The sequence below is a fragment of the Undibacterium sp. YM2 genome, assembly GCF_009937975.1.
Lineage (GTDB): Bacteria > Pseudomonadota > Gammaproteobacteria > Burkholderiales > Burkholderiaceae_D > Undibacterium.
Genome location: NZ_AP018441.1, coordinates 1,296,850 through 1,313,102, shown reverse-complemented (window position 1 = coordinate 1,313,102; position 16,253 = coordinate 1,296,850). Strand labels below are relative to the sequence as shown.

Below are 16,253 nucleotides of genomic sequence, written 5' to 3'. Positions count from 1 at the left end.
TTGGCAATTTGCTCAGAGCAGTTCGTAAGACATGTTTGCGTTGCGAGTGATGGACCAGCTGGGTGCATGAAGGGCAGTCACTTTAATAAGGACTCCCGTATGCGACGAACGCCACTGAGCTCCAGCCTGCGCTCACTGCTTTCCGGAATAATGTCTTTAACAAACAATAACGAGTAAATTCCCTCCCTTTCAAGGGGAGGGTTAGGGTGGGGATGGGTTTCGGTCGATTGGCAGCAAATGATTTTGCTACAGAAACCCATCCCCATCCCAACCTTCCCCTTGAAGGGGAAGGAGTTTCAAGCATGATCGCTGGCAAAAATTATTCAATTGCAGAATTAAGTCTCCGACGCAGAAGAATCGCCGAGGCGCTGTTCGTACTTAACGCTCAGCACGAGTCAAGATAATTATTCCGAACAGCCGTGAGCCTGCGCTGGAGCGACGAATTTATGATTGCCGTTTATCTTATGATTGAAGTGCTGGCAGCTAACAAAGAGTCGCAAGCGGCTCCCAAAAAATTACTCAGCCTTCGCCCCCACAGGCTTGAACTGCCCCATCACATCCCGCTTGCCCCGTTCCAGATAAGGCACAGGCTTATCCATCCATTCAGGACGCGGGCTGCCCAGCAGGTAATGATCAAAGAACTCAGCCATGTGTACCGTGAAATACTTCATGTTGTCACGTTCTTTGAGACCATGTTTTTCACCATTGAAATTGAACCAGTAAGCCTCCTTACCCAACTGACGCAAGGCAGTGAAGAATTCTATGGCTTGATACCAGGGCACTGCATCATCATCATCGTTGTGGATAGTCAGGTAAGGCGTCTGCACTTTATCGACATAGAATATCGGTGAATTTTCTATGTACTCTGCCGTCTTGTTCCAGGGTGCACCACCAATACGGCTTTGCTGTTTTTCATACTGGAAGGCGCGACTCATGCCTGTGCCCCAGCGTATGCCACCGTAACCGCTGATCATGTTCGCCATTGATGCACCAGCTTCAACCGCACGGAACATATTGGTTTGCGTGATCAGGTAATTGACCTGGTAAGCGCCCCAGCTATGACCTTGTATGCCTACGCGTTTGGGATCGACATAGCCTTGTGCCAGCACTTTTTGTACTGCCGGTACGACAGCGTTGTAGGCGCTCTTGCCTGGGTGGCCGGTTTTATAGACGATGTCCGGGCGCAGCACGATGTAGCCATTACTCAGGTAACGGGTGACATTAATGTTCTGGGCAGGGGCAGGTGCAACATAGCGATGCAGATTGTCTGACATGTTTTCATAGATGTAGACCATCATCGGGTATTTTTTTGCCGGATCAAAATTCTCAGGCTTGGCCAGCAAGGCTTTGAGCTTCTTGCCGTCGAGACTGGTGTATTCAATCATTTCCTGCTTGCCCCAGTTGTATTGGGCTTGCTGGGGATTGGCATTACTGATTTTTTGCGGGTTTTGCAAAGCCAGGTTACTGGTCCACAAGTCAGGGAATTCCGTAAAGCTTTGCTGAGTGAACAAAACCGTATCGGCCTTCTTGGCCTTGATCAGGCCGGCAAACATTTTATCGCCATGTATCAGTTTTACCGGCTCACCAGATTTTGGATTTTGCTGGTAATAGCCGGTAGAGCGATTGCCTTCATTGGTGGCTGCGAGTATCCATGAATCTGTCGGCAAAGCCTTGGATTCAGCGACTGGTGATGGTTCATCAGCGGGCGGCTTTTTCTCGGTATCGACGGGAACATAACGCAGTTCCAGATTGTGCTTGCGGCCATAGCCGGCAGTCACATTACGGCTGGACTGTGTCTGGGGATTGACTTCCCACAGATCGAACTGATCATACAAAACGACGCTGGCGTCATCTTCTGTCCAGCCTGCAAAACCATAGGCGTCCTTGACTTCTGGCGTATCGCGCTTGGCATCTTCAAAACGCGCCTTGATTTTGCCGGTCAGGTTGATCTTGTTGCCATCTGCAGTTGACCAGCAATACCAGATACTGCTGTTGGCATCAAAGGCCATGACATATTTGCCGCCAGGAGACAGGCTGGGTACGTAGCGCAGTTTTTGCGCCAGCAAGCGGGCCTGGCCAGTTTGCAAATCTACCGCGTAGGCATCGTGATACAGCGCATCCCATGACTGCTGCATTTTGTATGGCACATCGCTGGCACCCATGGCAAAACGCGGGTTATCATTGATCAGCACATTCGGGATATTCTTGTTGGCAAGCTGGACAAAGCGTTGCTCAGCGATATGAAAAACTGCTTTATAGCTGCGTTGTTTTTCTTTCTCTGCCTTGACCTTTTGCATGGATTGCAGCTCAGGGTCTTTCCAGTGCCAGAGATCAACCTTGAAAGGTTCTGGTGCATCCTTGGGATCAGCCTTGGCCAACTCTGCAGTGCCAAAGAACAGACGCTGGCCATCCTTGCTAAAACTCAGGCTACCGTGCTCGCTAGGCAACCAGCCTGCTGGCATACCAGCGGTGTTTGCTGTAACGACCGCTTTGGCTTCGCTATCACCGGCGCGCCAGTAATACAGGTTGAAAGCTGTAATTTCTTTTTCTGCCTTATCTACTTTCTCGACTTTCTCGGCCTTATCAGACTTATCGCCCTTGTCAGCGTCGGCATTTTTCTTGCCAGACTTTTCGGCTTCCGCATTTTTCTTTGCGAGATCATCGCGATTGCTGACGAAAGCCAGTTGGCGGCCTGCCTCATCAAAATTCATGTGCTTGTAACTGCCTGCACCTGCCATGACGGTGCGTGGTGTCAGGTCTTGCGGACTAATCAGGTAAACGCCTTCGCGCGCAGCGTCTTTATGTGTATCTTTTTGCGTGTCTTTTTGCGTGTCTTTTTGGGCGTCTTTCTGAGCCTCTTTGGTGATGATATTGAAAGCCAGCAATTCACCATTTTTTGCCCAGGTAAAATCAGCAACGTCCTTGAAGCTGCTGCGCTTGGCATTCGCCACATCAATCAACAAGAATTCTGTGCCTGTATCTTTTTTCTTTGCTGCGGCTGAGGCAGCAGTGGCTTGCTGATCTTCATCGTCCTTGGCAGCAGGCTCGGCGTCTTTCTTCGCCTCTTTCTTTGCTTCCTTGGGTGCATCGAACAAAACTGCCAGGAAATTGCCGCCTTCTTCTGGCCAGGCAAAACGTTTTACCCTGTCCAGGTTTTCAACTTTACCCGTCGCCAGGTTCATGATGCCCAGGCCAGACTTGGGCAAGTCATCCCCCTTCTTTTTTTCTTTCTTGGCCTTGTCCAGTTCTACCCTGGTTGGCGCAATCGCAAAAGCCAGGTAACGACCATCTGCACTGAAGGCTGGTGTCGTGCCGCGTGGTGCTCGCCACTCGCGGCCATCTTTGAGATTCCTGACCACGACCTCGCCATCTGACTCTTGCCCTACCAGGGCATAAGCTGCCCAGTTGCCATCGCGGCTCAGGACACTGCCCTGTATGCTGCGCCAGTTTGCATAGACATCATGGCTGATGACTTTTTTTGCATTTACCGGAATGACTGCGGCTGCCGCACCATCTGCTAATACCGGGGCAGCATGGACAGCAGGAACATAGGCACCGTAGGCCAGACATACCAGCAAGGCAGTAGCAGCCAGCTTACGCAGATGACGCTGATTGTAGTGGCCGAAGGAAGAAAAAGAAAAAACAGAAGACACAGAAGAAGGAGAGGAATAAGGCGTGCTAAACACTGGAATTACCTTTCTGGGAGACGAACTTTACATCACGACATTGTAATGTCAAACCAAAATAAATCGACAAAACAATTATGAATTATCGGTGTTGCGTTGCAGCAAGCCCAAACATATCAAGATTGCACCTGCAAGGTTTTGACCACGCGCATCTCGCCTTTTTCACCAGCACCTGAACCGCTGTTCTTGCTTTCTTTTTTAGTCACGACGAGCCTGTCACCGCTGACGCTATACACCAGCTCTTCTTCATTTTTTGTTTCAAAGCTGATCACAACGAAAGCACGCCCTGAGATAGCCTGATGCATGCGGCTGGCCAGCGGGATGCCATCCTGGCCTATCCAGACTTCCAGGCTGCCTTCGAATTTCTTAACGTATTTGCGGTCTTTTTCGCTGAGCTTTTCAACAGGTATCTCAAAGCTCAGCAAGCGTGCAGGCTTGCCATTGTAGCTAGCGTCGGCTTTTTCACTTTTGAATATGGCTTTCTCAAGCACCCGCGAAAGATTGCCGACGGCAGAAACCATGGGGCGCAATTCGGATGAATTGACTTCCTTGATGGCAGCAATAGTGGGGGTTTTGGCTTTGGAGTCTTTTTCCTTGGCGCGCTCTTCGGTTTCGAGGCGCGTCAATAAATCCTTGCTGTACAAAATTTGCAAGCCACGCGGGCTGTCATCAAGGCTGATACTGGCCTGGCCATTTTGTTCATCAGCGTCTTTACCTTCACCCTGGCGACTCCAGGTTTTGGCTTCAACGACAGCTTTCACTGGTGTTTGCCCTGGCAAGCGTGCCAGGGCGGCTTTTAAATCCGCCAGGCCATCAGCCTGTGCCGCCTGAGTAAACAAACTAAGCAAACTGAAACACATGCCCGCAAGCAGTAAAAGCATTTTCTTTTTGGCCAGCATACATCCCCTGTCAATATAGCTATCGTGAGCCATCTGACCGTTGGGAGGTCTTAAAGTTCAGCCTTGCTTATCCTTGCTTTAGTGCCAGCCACTTTCTATAGACCAGCAAGGCCACTTGTGCATCATTGGCGGCATACATGATTTGCCTGTCATTCAAGGCTGGGGCAGCCCAGTTGGAGGTCGATGTCTTTTTGGATTTTTGCAGTTGCATGCCAAAGAATTTAGCGACCGCCGCTTTTGCGCCCATGTCGCGTTGCTTGCTCTCACGCATGGCGCGTGCGAGATCAAGCACATGCTGCGGCACAATGCCGAGTTTGATCTTCAGGCGTTTCATGTCATCGCTGAGTCCAAAGCCAACCTTGAGTATGTCTTTCGATTCCAGCAAGGCTTTCACGGCATCGATATTTTGCGCCTTGATCGTGGGGAAGAGATAAGCCTTGTTGTCGGTAGCCAGTTGTATCAGATGCGGGCCATCAGATTGCTGGCCCTTAAAGAATACTGGCTTGGATTCGGTATCAAAACCCAAAATATCGGCTGTCAGCATCTCTGCATAGGCTTGCTCTGCGTCTGCCGGCGTCTGTACCAGCAGTATGTCTTTTTCCTGGATACCAGGATAAGGGGGGAGGAGAACTTCCTGATCTTCTGTCATGACAGCATGATAAGGGAAACAGGGTGAATATGTCAGGTGTTGACTTGCCAGCTTAGCTCGTGTGAGGTCAAAAACAGTGAAAATAAGCCACAAACTACCCGCCAGCCTGATAAACGATATATTTTTAATATTATTTAGGCCTTGAATTTGTCTGCATGCTTTTGCATCAGCTCAGTCAGCCATTCTACGAATACCCTCACCCTGGGCGATAACTGCCGGTGGTGAGGGTAGAGTATCGATACCGGCATGGGTGGTGGCCGCAGCTCCGGTAAAACTTCCTGCATGCTGCCAGCAGCCAGTTGGGCAGCAACGTGGAAGCGCGGCAGTTGTATTAGGCCATAACCCGCTTCTGCTCCTGCAACATAGGCGTCAACATCATTGACTGCCAGTTGTCCTTTCAAAGGCAATGTCTGGGTTTTACCGCCGATGACAAATTCAAAATCCATATTCCGACCAGTTTGTGATGAGAAATAATTCACGGCCAGATGGGCAGGCAAATCGTCCAGCGTAATGGGCACGCCATGCTTTTGCAGGTAAGCGCTGCTGGCACAGGTAATTTGCGTCATCAATGCTACCCGTCTGGCGATCATGCTGGAATCGCGCAACTCACCACCACGCAAGACGCAATCGACGCCTTCCCGTACCAGATCAACCAGGCGGTCACTCATACCAACTTCCAGCTCTATCAAAGGGTATTTGGCACTAAAACCTGGCAGGGCCGGAACCACGAAAGATTTGCCCAGCGAGCCTTGCAAATTAATCCTGAGCTTGCCACGCGGATTAAGCAGGCTGTGGCTGAATGCGGACTCAGTTTCTTCCAGATCAGCCAGCAGGCGCACGCAACGCTGATAGTAAGCATCGCCATCCGCCGTGGTGTTCACCTGGCGCGTAGTCCTTTGCAAGAGACGCGTACCCAGATGGGTTTCCAATTGCTTGATACTCAGGGTCACACTAGCCCTGGGCATTTGCAATTGCTCGGCAGCGCGGGTGAAGCTGCTTTGCTCGACCACGGCGATAAAGACTTGCATAGCCTGGAATTTGTCCATGATCGCCCCTACCCTCATTGTTTAGATTTTTTGCACAGTAAAGGCAATTTTAACGTATTTATCTAAAAATACTGACTAACTACAATGGCTACATCTTCAGCAAACCCGCTGAGGCAATAATGACAAAGGAGTTTCAGCATGGCACAGAACAAAATGACAAGACGTCAATTGGGCAAACAAGGCCCGGCAGTTTCAGCACTGGGTTTGGGCTGCATGGGTATGTCGGACTTATATGGCCCGGCTGACCGTGGTGAAAGCATCGCCACTATCCATGCGGCACTGGATGCGGGCATAGACTTGCTTGATACAGGCGATTTTTATGGCATGGGCCATAATGAATTACTGATACAGGAAGCCTTGCAAAACCTGCCACGCGAGAGGGTCAAGATCAGCGTCAAATTCGGCGCACTGCGCGATCCAGCAGGCAACTGGATAGGCATGGATGGCAGACCCGCGGCCGTCAAAAATGCCCTGGCTTATAGCCTGAAGCGTCTGGGTATTGATCACATTGATGTCTACCGCCTGGCACGCATAGACCCGCAAGTACCCGTCGAAGACACCATAGGTGCGATTGCCGACATGGTGAAAGCCGGTTATGTACGCCACATCGGTATGTCTGAGGCAGGTGCTGCCAGCCTGCGTCGTGCGGCAGCCGTCCATGCCATCAGTGATTTGCAGATAGAGTACTCACTGTTTTCACGCGGCATAGAAGCTGAAATTTTGCCAGCCTGCCGCGAACTGGGCATAGGCATCACAGCCTACGGTGTGCTGTCACGTGGCTTGCTCAGCGGTCACTGGAGCCCGGAACGCACTACTGGCGCCAGGGATTTCCGCAGTGTCAGTCCACGTTTCCAGGATGGCAATCTGGAGCGTAACCTGGCCCTGGTAGAAGCCTTGCGCAGCATCGCCAGCAGCAAGGGCATCAGCGTGGCACAGGCGGCAATTGCCTGGGTACTAGCGCAAGGTGCAGATATCATTCCGCTGGTGGGCGCACGCCGTCGTGACCGTTTGACAGAGGCACTTGGTGCTCTTGATGTGAAGCTGGATGCGGCAGATTTACAGGCAATAGCTACTGCGGTGCCCAGCGATGCAGTAGCGGGTAATCGCTACAATGACCATGCCATGGCTTTGCTCGATAGTGAGCATGCAGCAAATCATTAAACTATTTAGCTCTTATCGAGAACAACTGAAAACTGATCTGGCAACTCAGCTTTCAGTGGATCAACACGGCGGCGGCGTGGTCGTCCGCTGGGCAGCGGTTCTATGATTAGTGCCTGGCCGTCGGGCAGGGAAATCGCGAGTTTTTCCTGCCCATCATGCTTGAAATGATAGACGGTCGCAGCGCCGATGGCGGCTGATTTTTCCATTGTTGCGGCCATCAGTAATTCCGGAATTTCGCTTACCTTGCCGGTGCGCCAGATCAGCTTGTTCATGGGTTTACTCATTACATTACTCATTGATATGTTCGCGATAGCGGGTGGCAAATCCGACGGCATCCATGGGGCGGCCAAAATAATAACCCTGTACCTGGCTGCATCCCATTTTGCGTAAAAGCTCGGCCTGCTCTTTCTTTTCGACTCCCTCTGCAACCACACTCAGACTCAGGCTCAAAGCCATGGCAATGATGGCGCTGGCAATCGCTGCATCGTCAGGATTTTCATGGATATCATTGATGAAAGATTTATCTATCTTGAGTTCATCAATGGGGAAGCGCCGCAAGTAAGAAAGACTGGAATAACCTGTACCAAAATCATCGAGCGATATCGACAAACCCAGGTTTTTCAAGGCGCGCAATGCGACCAGTGTACTGTTGACATCCTGCATAACCATGCTCTCGGTCAGCTCCAGTGTGACATTCGATGGGTCGGCACCTGTCTCGGCAAAAATAGCGGCAACGCGCTCGGACAAATCCTCTTGCCTGAACTGACGTGGCGACATGTTGACGGCGATTTTCAGATCTGCCATGCCGGATTTTTTCCAGCTGACTTGCTGGCGGCAAGCCTCTGCCAGCACCCATTCACCTAACGGTAATATCAGCCCGGTTTCCTCTGCCAGCGGGATGAATTCTATGGGGTGTATCAAGCCTATCTGCGGATGATGCCAGCGCACCAGTGCTTCTGCGCCGACTATGTGGCCAGTAGCGAGTTCTATCTTGGGCTGGTAATGCAAGGTCAGTTCGTGCCTTTCCAGCGCACGGCGCAATGCGCCTTCCATATTCAGGCGGCTGATGGCAGTAACACCCATCTCGGGAATAAACTGGCGCACGCTATTGCGCCCATGTTCCTTGACGCGGTACATGGCAATGTCGGCATAGCGCAGCAAAATCTCGCCATGATCACCATCACGCGGGTAGAGCGAAATACCTATGCTGGCAGTGACAAACACGTCATGGCTATTGATTTCAAACGGGCGCGCCAAGGCCGCCAGGATTTTTTCTGCGACGATATCAACGTCGCCAGTCTCAGGCAAATCAGTCAGGATGACGACGAATTCATCACCACCCAGGCGCGCCACTGTATCGGTTTCACGCACGCAATGACTGAGCCGGTTGGCAACCTGCTTCAACATTTCATCCCCGGCCCCATGGCCGGAGGCATCATTGATGAGTTTGAAATGATCAAGGTCGAGCAACATCAAACCCACCGACAAATCCTGGCGCTTGGCCCAGGCGATGGCTTGAGTAATGCGATCATTCAGTAAATTACGGTTGGCGAGACCGGTCAGGCTGTCATGCGTGGCCTGGTATTCCAGCTCTTTCTGGTAATTGACGCGCTCGCTGACATCGTTGATGACGCTGACAAAATGTGTGGTAGCCGCACCCACCGCATCCTTGACGGGTGAGATATGCAATTCATTCCAGAATTGCGTACCATCCTTGCGGTAATTGCGCAGCAGTGCGCAGCCTGCTCTTTTTTCCCGCAAGGCACTGCGAATTTCTTCCAGATCAGGTTGTGCCAGGTCTTCCCTGACCAAAAAGCGCCCTTCCCTGCCTATGACTTCCTGTGCTGTATAGCCAGTAATACGTTCGAAAGCAGGATTCACATAGACGATGGAATGATCACTGTCATCACTGCGGGTAATCATGATGCCATTACTGCTGGATACCAAAGCCTGTTCACGCAAGAGCAAGGCCTGTTCGACTTCCTTCAACTGGAATTTGCTATCGGTAATGTCTTGTTTGACAGCGACCAGATGGGTGATATGGCCGTTTGCATTGCATAGGGGGCTGACCATCTGTCTTTCCCAGTATGCTGTGCCATCCTTGCGATGGCTGAGTACATCTCCCTGCCAGTGCTCGCCAACCTTGAGCGCCTTGATGATGCGCATGACTTTTTCATCAGCAGGGTCGCCAGAATTCCAGAACACATGCTTGCCCAGCACCTCGTTCAGTGCATAGCCAGAAATACGGCAAAAGCTGTCATTGCCATATTCGAGCTCACCATCGGCATTGGTAATGACTACCGCAAACGGGCTTTGCTGCACAGACAGTGCCAGCATTTCCATATTGTCTTGCAGATCATGGTGTTCATGGGTACTGCTGAGGGCATGGATGGCCTGCGCCAGTTCGTTGGCGAAGCGACTCAGTATGTTGCATGCATCACCATTTTCACTGAGATCAAAGTCAGCGCCAACGCGCAATTGCGCCAGCACATCACCATAACGCTGCAAAGGAAGGACCAGGTATTTTGTCTCTTTTCCAGCCTGTCTGTCTGCGCGAAAGCGGTAAACTTCTGACTTGTCACCCAAGTCCAGTTCCACCTCGGCGCACAAATAGCCAGCACGCTGTACCAGGATGCGACAAAAGCCACGCAACATCTCAGGCAATTCTGCCGTGTACCACAAACAATGGGAAAGCTCCCCCAACAAGAGATACCACTCTTCCAGCCGGTGTGACTCGGCATCCAAAGTCAGATCAGGATCAACGATAGCCATTGCTCTGCGGTCTCCGGTTAAACTCGCTATTTTTATTGGCAGGTGGATTTTTATACCGCGTAGCCCAGGCAATTGCAACAAAAACCGCCATCACAAAGCAGCCTATTTATGCTGCAATTGCGTCACTTGATATAAAACGAATATTTGCAAAAATAATAAGCACCCTCCTGGTTTTCTCTGTGCCTCTGTGTCTCTGTGGTGAGAGGTCTTGGGTATTTAGGTAAATTACCCCATGAAATTAATAAAACAACATCAAGCAAATTCGCCTATCCTACGCAAAAGCCGTTAAAATCTAAGGTTTGGCAAACTTTATTCATCGCTTCTTAATGAAGTGACAAAGGCAGATAGCACGATGCTCACATTTCAACAAATTATCCTGACATTACAAGATTACTGGGACAAGCAAGGCTGCGCCCTGCTGCAACCTTACGATATGGAAGTGGGCGCGGGTACTTCGCATACCGGCACTTTCTTGCGCGCCATCGGGCCAGAGCCATGGCGTGCGGCATATGTACAACCATCACGCCGCCCCAAGGATGGCCGTTATGGTGAAAACCCTAACCGCCTGCAACACTATTACCAATATCAGGTGGTGTTGAAGCCTGCACCGGAAAATATCCTCGACCTTTACCTGGGTTCTTTGAAAGCCCTGGGTCTGGATTTGCAACAAAACGACATACGTTTTGTGGAAGATGACTGGGAAAACCCTACCCTGGGTGCCTGGGGCCTGGGCTGGGAAGTCTGGCTGAATGGTATGGAAGTCACGCAATTCACTTACTTCCAGCAAGTTGGTGGTTTGGATTGCAAACCTATCCTCGGTGAAATCACCTATGGCCTCGAACGTCTGGCCATGTATCTGCAAGGTGTAGACAATATCTATGACCTGGTCTGGACTGAGCGTGAAGAAAACGGCAAGACCCTGCGCCTGTCGTATGGTGATGTATTCCATCAAAATGAAGTTGAGCAATCGACCTTCAGCTTTGAATATTCGAACACTGATTTCCTGTTCTCCCTGTTTACCAACTATGAAGCAGAAGCGAAGCGCCTGCTGGAAGTGACAGAAAAATCCCTGGCCCTGCCTGCTTATGAAATGATCTTGAAGGCTGCGCATACGTTCAACTTGCTGGATGCGCGTGGCGCGATTTCTGTGACTGAGCGTGCTGCCTACATAGGCCGCATACGCAATCTCTCGCGTGCCGTGGCTGCGGCTTACTATGCATCGCGTGAAGCACTGGGCTTCCCCATGTGCGCTGCGGATGACAAGCACAAGCCTGCTCCCGCTACGGTTGCTGCTTCTGTATAAGCAAGTACGCATAGCCAACAAGAACATCATTAAACAGATTCTGGCACAGCGCCGGAACGTAGGATAAGAAACATGAGCCAAACACTGTTAGTAGAATTATTTACCGAAGAGCTGCCACCCAAGGCCCTGGCCAAACTGGGTGAAGCATTTAGCGCAGGCATCGTCGCTGGTCTGAAGTCACGCGATTTTCTGGAAGCTGAATCTGTCGCGACCAGCTATGCCTCACCACGCCGCCTGGCTGTCAGCATCACTGGCGTGCGCGCCACATCCCCGGACAAGCTGATGCGTGAAAAAGTCTTGCCGGTATCCGTGGCACTGGATGCGGCTGGTAATGCAACAGCACCGCTGGGCAAGAAGCTGGCAGCACTGGGCTTCCCTGACCTGCAGGTCAGTGACCTCGAACGTGCAGTGGATGGCAAGGCTGAGAGCTTCTTTTACAGCTATACAGCCGCTGGTACTGCGCTGGCGCCGGCAGTGCAAACTGCGCTGGAAGAAACCATAGGCAAGCTGCCTATTCCTAAAGTCATGAGCTACCAGCGTCCCGATGGCGAGACTGTGCATTTTGTGCGCCCTGTGCACAAGATCATTGCCCTGCACGGCGCTGAGATTGTTCCACTGTCCTTGCTGGGTTTGAATAGTGACCGCATTACCAAAGGCCACCGTTTCCTGTCCGCCGGTGAAGTCAGTATTGCCAAGGCTGAAGACTATGCCGCCAGCCTGAAAACCGAAGGCAAGGTCATTGCCAGCTTCAATGAGCGCAAAGAACAGATACGCGCCGCCTTGCTGGGAAAAGCAGGTGCAGATCAGGTGTTGATGCCTGAATCCCTGCTCGATGAAGTCACGGCCCTGGTCGAATGGCCGGTAGTGTATGAATGCAATTTCGAACAAGAGTTTTTGGCTGTACCGCAAGAATGCCTGATTTTGACCATGCAAACGAATCAGAAATATTTTGCCCTGACAGATGCATCTGGCAAATTGCGTTCACGCTTTTTGATCGTCTCCAACCTCGAAACCAGCGACCCGCAATACATCATCCAGGGTAATGAGCGTGTCGTGCGCCCACGCCTGTCGGATGCAAAATTCTTCTTTGAGCAAGACAAGAAAAAGACCCTGGAGTCACGCCTGCCCTTGCTGGCAAATGTGGTCTATCACAATAAACTGGGTAGCCAGGCAGAACGTACGCAACGCGTTAAAACCCTGGCAGGCCAGATTGCTGCCAGCCTGAGTGGCGATGTCGCGCTGACCGAACGTGCCGCCCTGCTGGCCAAGACTGACCTGCTGACTGACATGGTCGGTGAATTCCCTGAATTGCAAGGCATCATGGGGACTTACTATGCCCAGCATGATGGCGAACACGCTGATGTGGCCGCTGCCGCGTCTGAACATTATCAACCACGTTTTGCAGGTGATGCATTGCCTGCAACGCTGACAGGTACTGCGGTAGCACTGGCTGACAAGCTGGAAACCCTGGTTGGTATCTGGGGTATAGGATTACAACCTACCGGTGACCGTGACCCGTTTGCGCTGCGCCGCCATGCCCTGGGCATCTTGCGCATGCTGGTGGAAAAACGCTTGCCGCTGTCGCTGAACACCCTGCTGGCACAAGCGGTAGCACTGTTCGCTGGTAATGCCAATTTCACAGACCCGACTGCCGATGTACTGAACTTCCTGTTTGACCGTCTGCGCGGCCAGTTGCGCGACAAGGGCTTTTCACAAAATGAAGTCGAAGCTGTGGTTGCCCAGCAACCAGACACGCTCGATAACATCGTTGAACGCCTGCAAGCTGTACAAGCCTTTGCTGCCCTGCCAGAATCAGAAGCACTGGCTGCTGCCAACAAGCGTATTACCAATATCCTCAAAAAAGCCGAGGGTACGCCAGGCGCAGTACAGCCAGCATTGTTGCAGGAAGCTGCAGAGCAGGCACTGGCCAAGGCCATGGCTGATGTCAAACCGGAAGTGGATGCGGCATTTGCCAAAGGTGACTTCACCAGTGCCTTGAAAACCCTGGCAGCCCTGCGTGCAGCGGTCGACAGCTTCTTCAATGATGTCATGGTGAATGCAGAAGACCTGTCCTTGCGGAATAACCGCCTGGCCTTGCTGGCCAGCCTGCATGGCATGATGAACCAGGTTGCCGACATTTCTAAGCTGGCAGCTTGAGGCAAGTTAAATAAGAGTGCACCACTAACCAGGATTGCAGATGAAACTCATCATCCTTGACCGCGATGGCGTGATCAACCAGGACTCGGACGACTTTATCAAGTCACCCGAAGAATGGAAGCCGATACCAGGTTCGCTGCAAGCCATCGCCCGGCTTAACCAGGCGGGCTATAGGGTAGTGGTGGCAACCAATCAGTCTGGTATAGGCCGCAAGCTGTTTGATATGGCGACGTTAAATGCCATCCATCAAAAAATGCATACCAGTGCTCAACAAGTCGGGGCGACAATCGATGCGATTTTCTTTTGCCCACACATGGCAGATGATAATTGTGACTGCCGCAAACCCAAGCCTGGCATGCTGCAAGAAATTGCCCGTCGCTATGAAGTAAATCTCAAAGGTGTGCATTGTGTCGGGGATTCTTTGCGTGACTTACAGTCGGGCTTCGTACTGGGTTGCAAACCCCATCTGGTATTGACCGGTAAAGGCACTAAAACCCAGGAAAAAGGTGGCCTGCCACCTGGCACACAAGTTTATGACGATCTGGCAGCCATGGTCGACAAACTGGTGGAAAACTCGCCGTCTGAATTTAATATCGCGATCTGAGTCATTATTCAAACCAGCATCGCTACAATGGAGACTACATGCTTAGCTTCACCCGTTTTATACGTTCACTGATTTTCTTGCTGGTGATGGCGGTAGTCACCGTTGTCTGGGCGCCCATCAGCATGCTGTTTGCGTTTTTGCCGTATAACCAGCGCTATTACATTACCGCCCGCTGGAATGTCACCATCATCTGGGCAGCAAAAGTAATCTGCGGCATACGTTACCAGACCAAGGGATTTGAAAACTTCCCGGATGGCCCGGCCATCCTGCTGTCCAAACACCAGTCTGCCTGGGAAACCATCTTCCTGCTGATGGCGACACCACGCCCACTGGTCTTCGTGTTCAAAAAAGAAATTACCTATATCCCCTTCTTTGGCTGGGCCATCTCCATGCTGCGCATGATCCCTATCGACCGCAGCAAGGGCAAGGATGCGTTTGCTCACGTTGTCACGCAAGGCCGCAAACGCCTGGCTGATGGGCAATGGATCATCATGTTCCCTGAAGGTACGCGCATCCCTGTTGGCAAAAAAGGCCAGTACAAAGGCGGCGGCGCCCGTCTGGCAGTAGAAACCAATACGCCAGTCGTGCCTATCGCGCTGAACTCGGGTGAATGCTGGCCAAAAAACTCTTTCACCAAATTGCCGGGTACTGTTACTGTTTCTGTCGGTAAACCTATACCACCGAACGGCATGAATGCGGTGGAGCTGATGCAGGAAGTGGAGAAGTGGATAGAGGCAGAGATGCGTGTGATTTCTCCGCAGGTTTATCAGTCTGAACAATCCAAATAAGCTATCGGGGCTGATGCTTGCTGTGTCAGCTCCTTCCCCCTCCCCCGCTGCAAACTCCGCTGCAAATCTCCATTTTCAGCCGTAAAAACACGAAAGCCTGAAAATAGGTCAAACTAGTGTCATGCCAGCTTAAAAATGAAGCTGAGCAGATATTCACTTGCTATTGAATCAGGATTCCCCAAGCATAAATGAAGCCCCGTATTCCCTCGATAGGCAAGGCCATACAAATGGCTTTGCAACTGGATTTATTCAGTGATTTTTTGGTGCCGGACAAATTGCGTCCTGTGCCTGCCAAGACGCCGGTGCCAGCAGCAAACCCGCTTAAAGATATCGTTCTGCGTGATGAACAGCGGCCCGCCGCACCACCCTCTCCCATACCACCGCCGTCTGCATCACCACCTTCTACCTTCGTCAATACCAGCAACAAGCGTCGCATCCTGATACAGGATTATTTGCTTGAATATGATTTGCAGCGCTCGAAGCGGCGCAGTATAGGTTTTTTGATCAACGAAGATGGTTTGCGCATCACTGCACCGCGCTGGGTCACGATTGCCGATATAGAAACGGCGATACAGGAAAAGCAAGCCTGGATCTTGCGCAAGCTGACCGAGCGGCGTGAGCGCACGCAGCGCCAGCTGGAACCCACCATGCATTGGCAGGATGGGGCGAAGCTGCCTTATCTGGGTGGTGAAATTACCTTGCGGATTGCCCCTGCCTCTGTCAGCGGCACGCATTTCCAGAGCGAGCAGGCTGAGTTGATTATCAACCTGCCAGCGGATGCTGGTGAGCAGCAATTGAAAGACCGGGTGCAGGCCTGGCTACAGCAAGAAGCCAAGCGGGTTTTCAATGAGCGTCTGCCGGTATTTGCTGAAAAACTCAACGTCCGCTATCAAAGCATGGCCTTGTCGGCAGCAGCAACGCGCTGGGGCTCTTGCACGTCACAAGGCAAGATACGACTGAACTGGCGTCTGATCCATTTCTCCCCAATGATTATTGATTATGTGATCGCGCACGAGCTTGCGCATTTGCGTGAGATGAACCATAGCCCGCGTTTCTGGGCAACTGTGCAGTCGGTATTTCCTGACTTTGAAGTCGCACGTAATACCTTGCGCCAGCATGCCAGTGCTGATTTGCCGGTTTTCTAAATTCAACGACAGGGCTCTAATGAAAAACAGGATTTGCCGCTAC

12 protein-coding genes are annotated in these 16,253 nt (G+C 51.6%); 6 read left to right on the top strand and 6 right to left on the bottom strand.

What is annotated here, in order from left to right:
* Positions 1 to 515: 515 nt before the first annotated feature.
* From UNDYM_RS05930 to UNDYM_RS05915, 4 genes are all read right to left on the bottom strand, one after another.
* Positions 516 to 3,653, bottom strand: a complete 3,138-nt coding sequence (locus tag UNDYM_RS05930) for a prolyl oligopeptidase family serine peptidase (protein ID WP_162040223.1) — start codon at positions 3,651 to 3,653, stop codon at positions 516 to 518.
* 149 nt (positions 3,654 to 3,802) lie between these two features.
* Positions 3,803 to 4,567: a hypothetical protein gene (locus UNDYM_RS05925; protein ID WP_232063743.1), complete on the bottom strand. Its 765-nt coding sequence runs from the start codon at positions 4,565 to 4,567 to the stop codon at positions 3,803 to 3,805.
* A gap of 85 nt (positions 4,568 to 4,652) precedes the next feature.
* Positions 4,653 to 5,234, bottom strand: coding sequence for a 3'-5' exonuclease (locus UNDYM_RS05920; protein WP_162040222.1), 582 nt, complete (start codon positions 5,232 to 5,234; stop codon positions 4,653 to 4,655).
* A 134-nt stretch (positions 5,235 to 5,368) separates the two neighbouring features.
* Positions 5,369 to 6,280 carry a LysR family transcriptional regulator gene (locus UNDYM_RS05915; protein WP_162040221.1) on the bottom strand — a complete coding sequence of 304 codons (912 nt, stop codon included), beginning with the start codon at positions 6,278 to 6,280 and terminating at the stop codon, positions 5,369 to 5,371.
* 153 nt (positions 6,281 to 6,433) lie between these two features.
* Between UNDYM_RS05915 and UNDYM_RS05910 the strand changes: the two genes are divergently transcribed.
* Positions 6,434 to 7,441 carry an aldo/keto reductase gene (locus UNDYM_RS05910; protein WP_162044475.1) on the top strand — a complete coding sequence of 336 codons (1,008 nt, stop codon included), beginning with the start codon at positions 6,434 to 6,436 and terminating at the stop codon, positions 7,439 to 7,441.
* Positions 7,442 to 7,446: 5 nt separating this feature from the next.
* Here UNDYM_RS05910 and UNDYM_RS05905 read toward each other — a convergent pair whose 3' ends face one another.
* Entirely contained in the window at positions 7,447 to 7,725 is a 279-nt protein-coding gene (locus UNDYM_RS05905) for a hypothetical protein (RefSeq protein ID WP_162040220.1), read from the bottom strand.
* A 4-nt stretch (positions 7,726 to 7,729) separates the two neighbouring features.
* Positions 7,730 to 10,213: a GGDEF and EAL domain-containing protein gene (locus tag UNDYM_RS05900; protein WP_162040219.1), complete on the bottom strand. Its 2,484-nt coding sequence runs from the start codon at positions 10,211 to 10,213 to the stop codon at positions 7,730 to 7,732.
* Between the two features lie 352 nt (positions 10,214 to 10,565).
* Here UNDYM_RS05900 and glyQ point away from each other — a divergent pair, with 352 nt between their 5' ends.
* The 5 genes from glyQ (at position 10,566) to UNDYM_RS05875 (ending at position 16,210) form a co-directional block, all read left to right on the top strand.
* The gene (gene glyQ, locus UNDYM_RS05895; protein ID WP_162040218.1) at positions 10,566 to 11,516 is read left to right on the top strand and encodes a glycine--tRNA ligase subunit alpha; all 951 of its coding nucleotides are present in this window, start codon (positions 10,566 to 10,568) and stop codon (positions 11,514 to 11,516) included.
* A gap of 72 nt (positions 11,517 to 11,588) precedes the next feature.
* Positions 11,589 to 13,673: a glycine--tRNA ligase subunit beta gene (glyS, locus tag UNDYM_RS05890; RefSeq protein WP_162040217.1), complete on the top strand. Its 2,085-nt coding sequence runs from the start codon at positions 11,589 to 11,591 to the stop codon at positions 13,671 to 13,673.
* Between the two features lie 40 nt (positions 13,674 to 13,713).
* Positions 13,714 to 14,277, top strand: a complete 564-nt coding sequence (gmhB, locus tag UNDYM_RS05885) for a D-glycero-beta-D-manno-heptose 1,7-bisphosphate 7-phosphatase (protein ID WP_162040216.1) — start codon at positions 13,714 to 13,716, stop codon at positions 14,275 to 14,277.
* Positions 14,278 to 14,315: 38 nt separating this feature from the next.
* Entirely contained in the window at positions 14,316 to 15,065 is a 750-nt protein-coding gene (locus UNDYM_RS05880; RefSeq protein WP_162040215.1) for a 1-acyl-sn-glycerol-3-phosphate acyltransferase, read from the top strand.
* Positions 15,066 to 15,253: 188 nt separating this feature from the next.
* Positions 15,254 to 16,210 carry a M48 family metallopeptidase gene (locus UNDYM_RS05875; protein ID WP_232063740.1) on the top strand — a complete coding sequence of 319 codons (957 nt, stop codon included), beginning with the start codon at positions 15,254 to 15,256 and terminating at the stop codon, positions 16,208 to 16,210.
* Positions 16,211 to 16,253: the final 43 nt, after the last annotated feature.

Coding starts and splice junctions, on each gene's coding strand:
- UNDYM_RS05925 (WP_232063743.1), bottom strand. CDS start 4,567: ATGCTTTTACTGCTTGCGGGCATGTGTTTCAGTTTGCTTAGTTTGTTT.
- UNDYM_RS05900 (WP_162040219.1), bottom strand. CDS start 10,213: ATGGCTATCGTTGATCCTGATCTGACTTTGGATGCCGAGTCACACCGG.
- UNDYM_RS05905 (WP_162040220.1), bottom strand. CDS start 7,725: ATGAGTAAACCCATGAACAAGCTGATCTGGCGCACCGGCAAGGTAAGC.
- glyS (WP_162040217.1), top strand. CDS start 11,589: ATGAGCCAAACACTGTTAGTAGAATTATTTACCGAAGAGCTGCCACCC.
- UNDYM_RS05875 (WP_232063740.1), top strand. CDS start 15,254: ATGAAGCCCCGTATTCCCTCGATAGGCAAGGCCATACAAATGGCTTTG.
- glyQ (WP_162040218.1), top strand. CDS start 10,566: ATGCTCACATTTCAACAAATTATCCTGACATTACAAGATTACTGGGAC.
- UNDYM_RS05910 (WP_162044475.1), top strand. CDS start 6,434: ATGACAAGACGTCAATTGGGCAAACAAGGCCCGGCAGTTTCAGCACTG.
- UNDYM_RS05915 (WP_162040221.1), bottom strand. CDS start 6,280: ATGGACAAATTCCAGGCTATGCAAGTCTTTATCGCCGTGGTCGAGCAA.
- UNDYM_RS05880 (WP_162040215.1), top strand. CDS start 14,316: ATGCTTAGCTTCACCCGTTTTATACGTTCACTGATTTTCTTGCTGGTG.
- gmhB (WP_162040216.1), top strand. CDS start 13,714: ATGAAACTCATCATCCTTGACCGCGATGGCGTGATCAACCAGGACTCG.
- UNDYM_RS05920 (WP_162040222.1), bottom strand. CDS start 5,234: ATGACAGAAGATCAGGAAGTTCTCCTCCCCCCTTATCCTGGTATCCAG.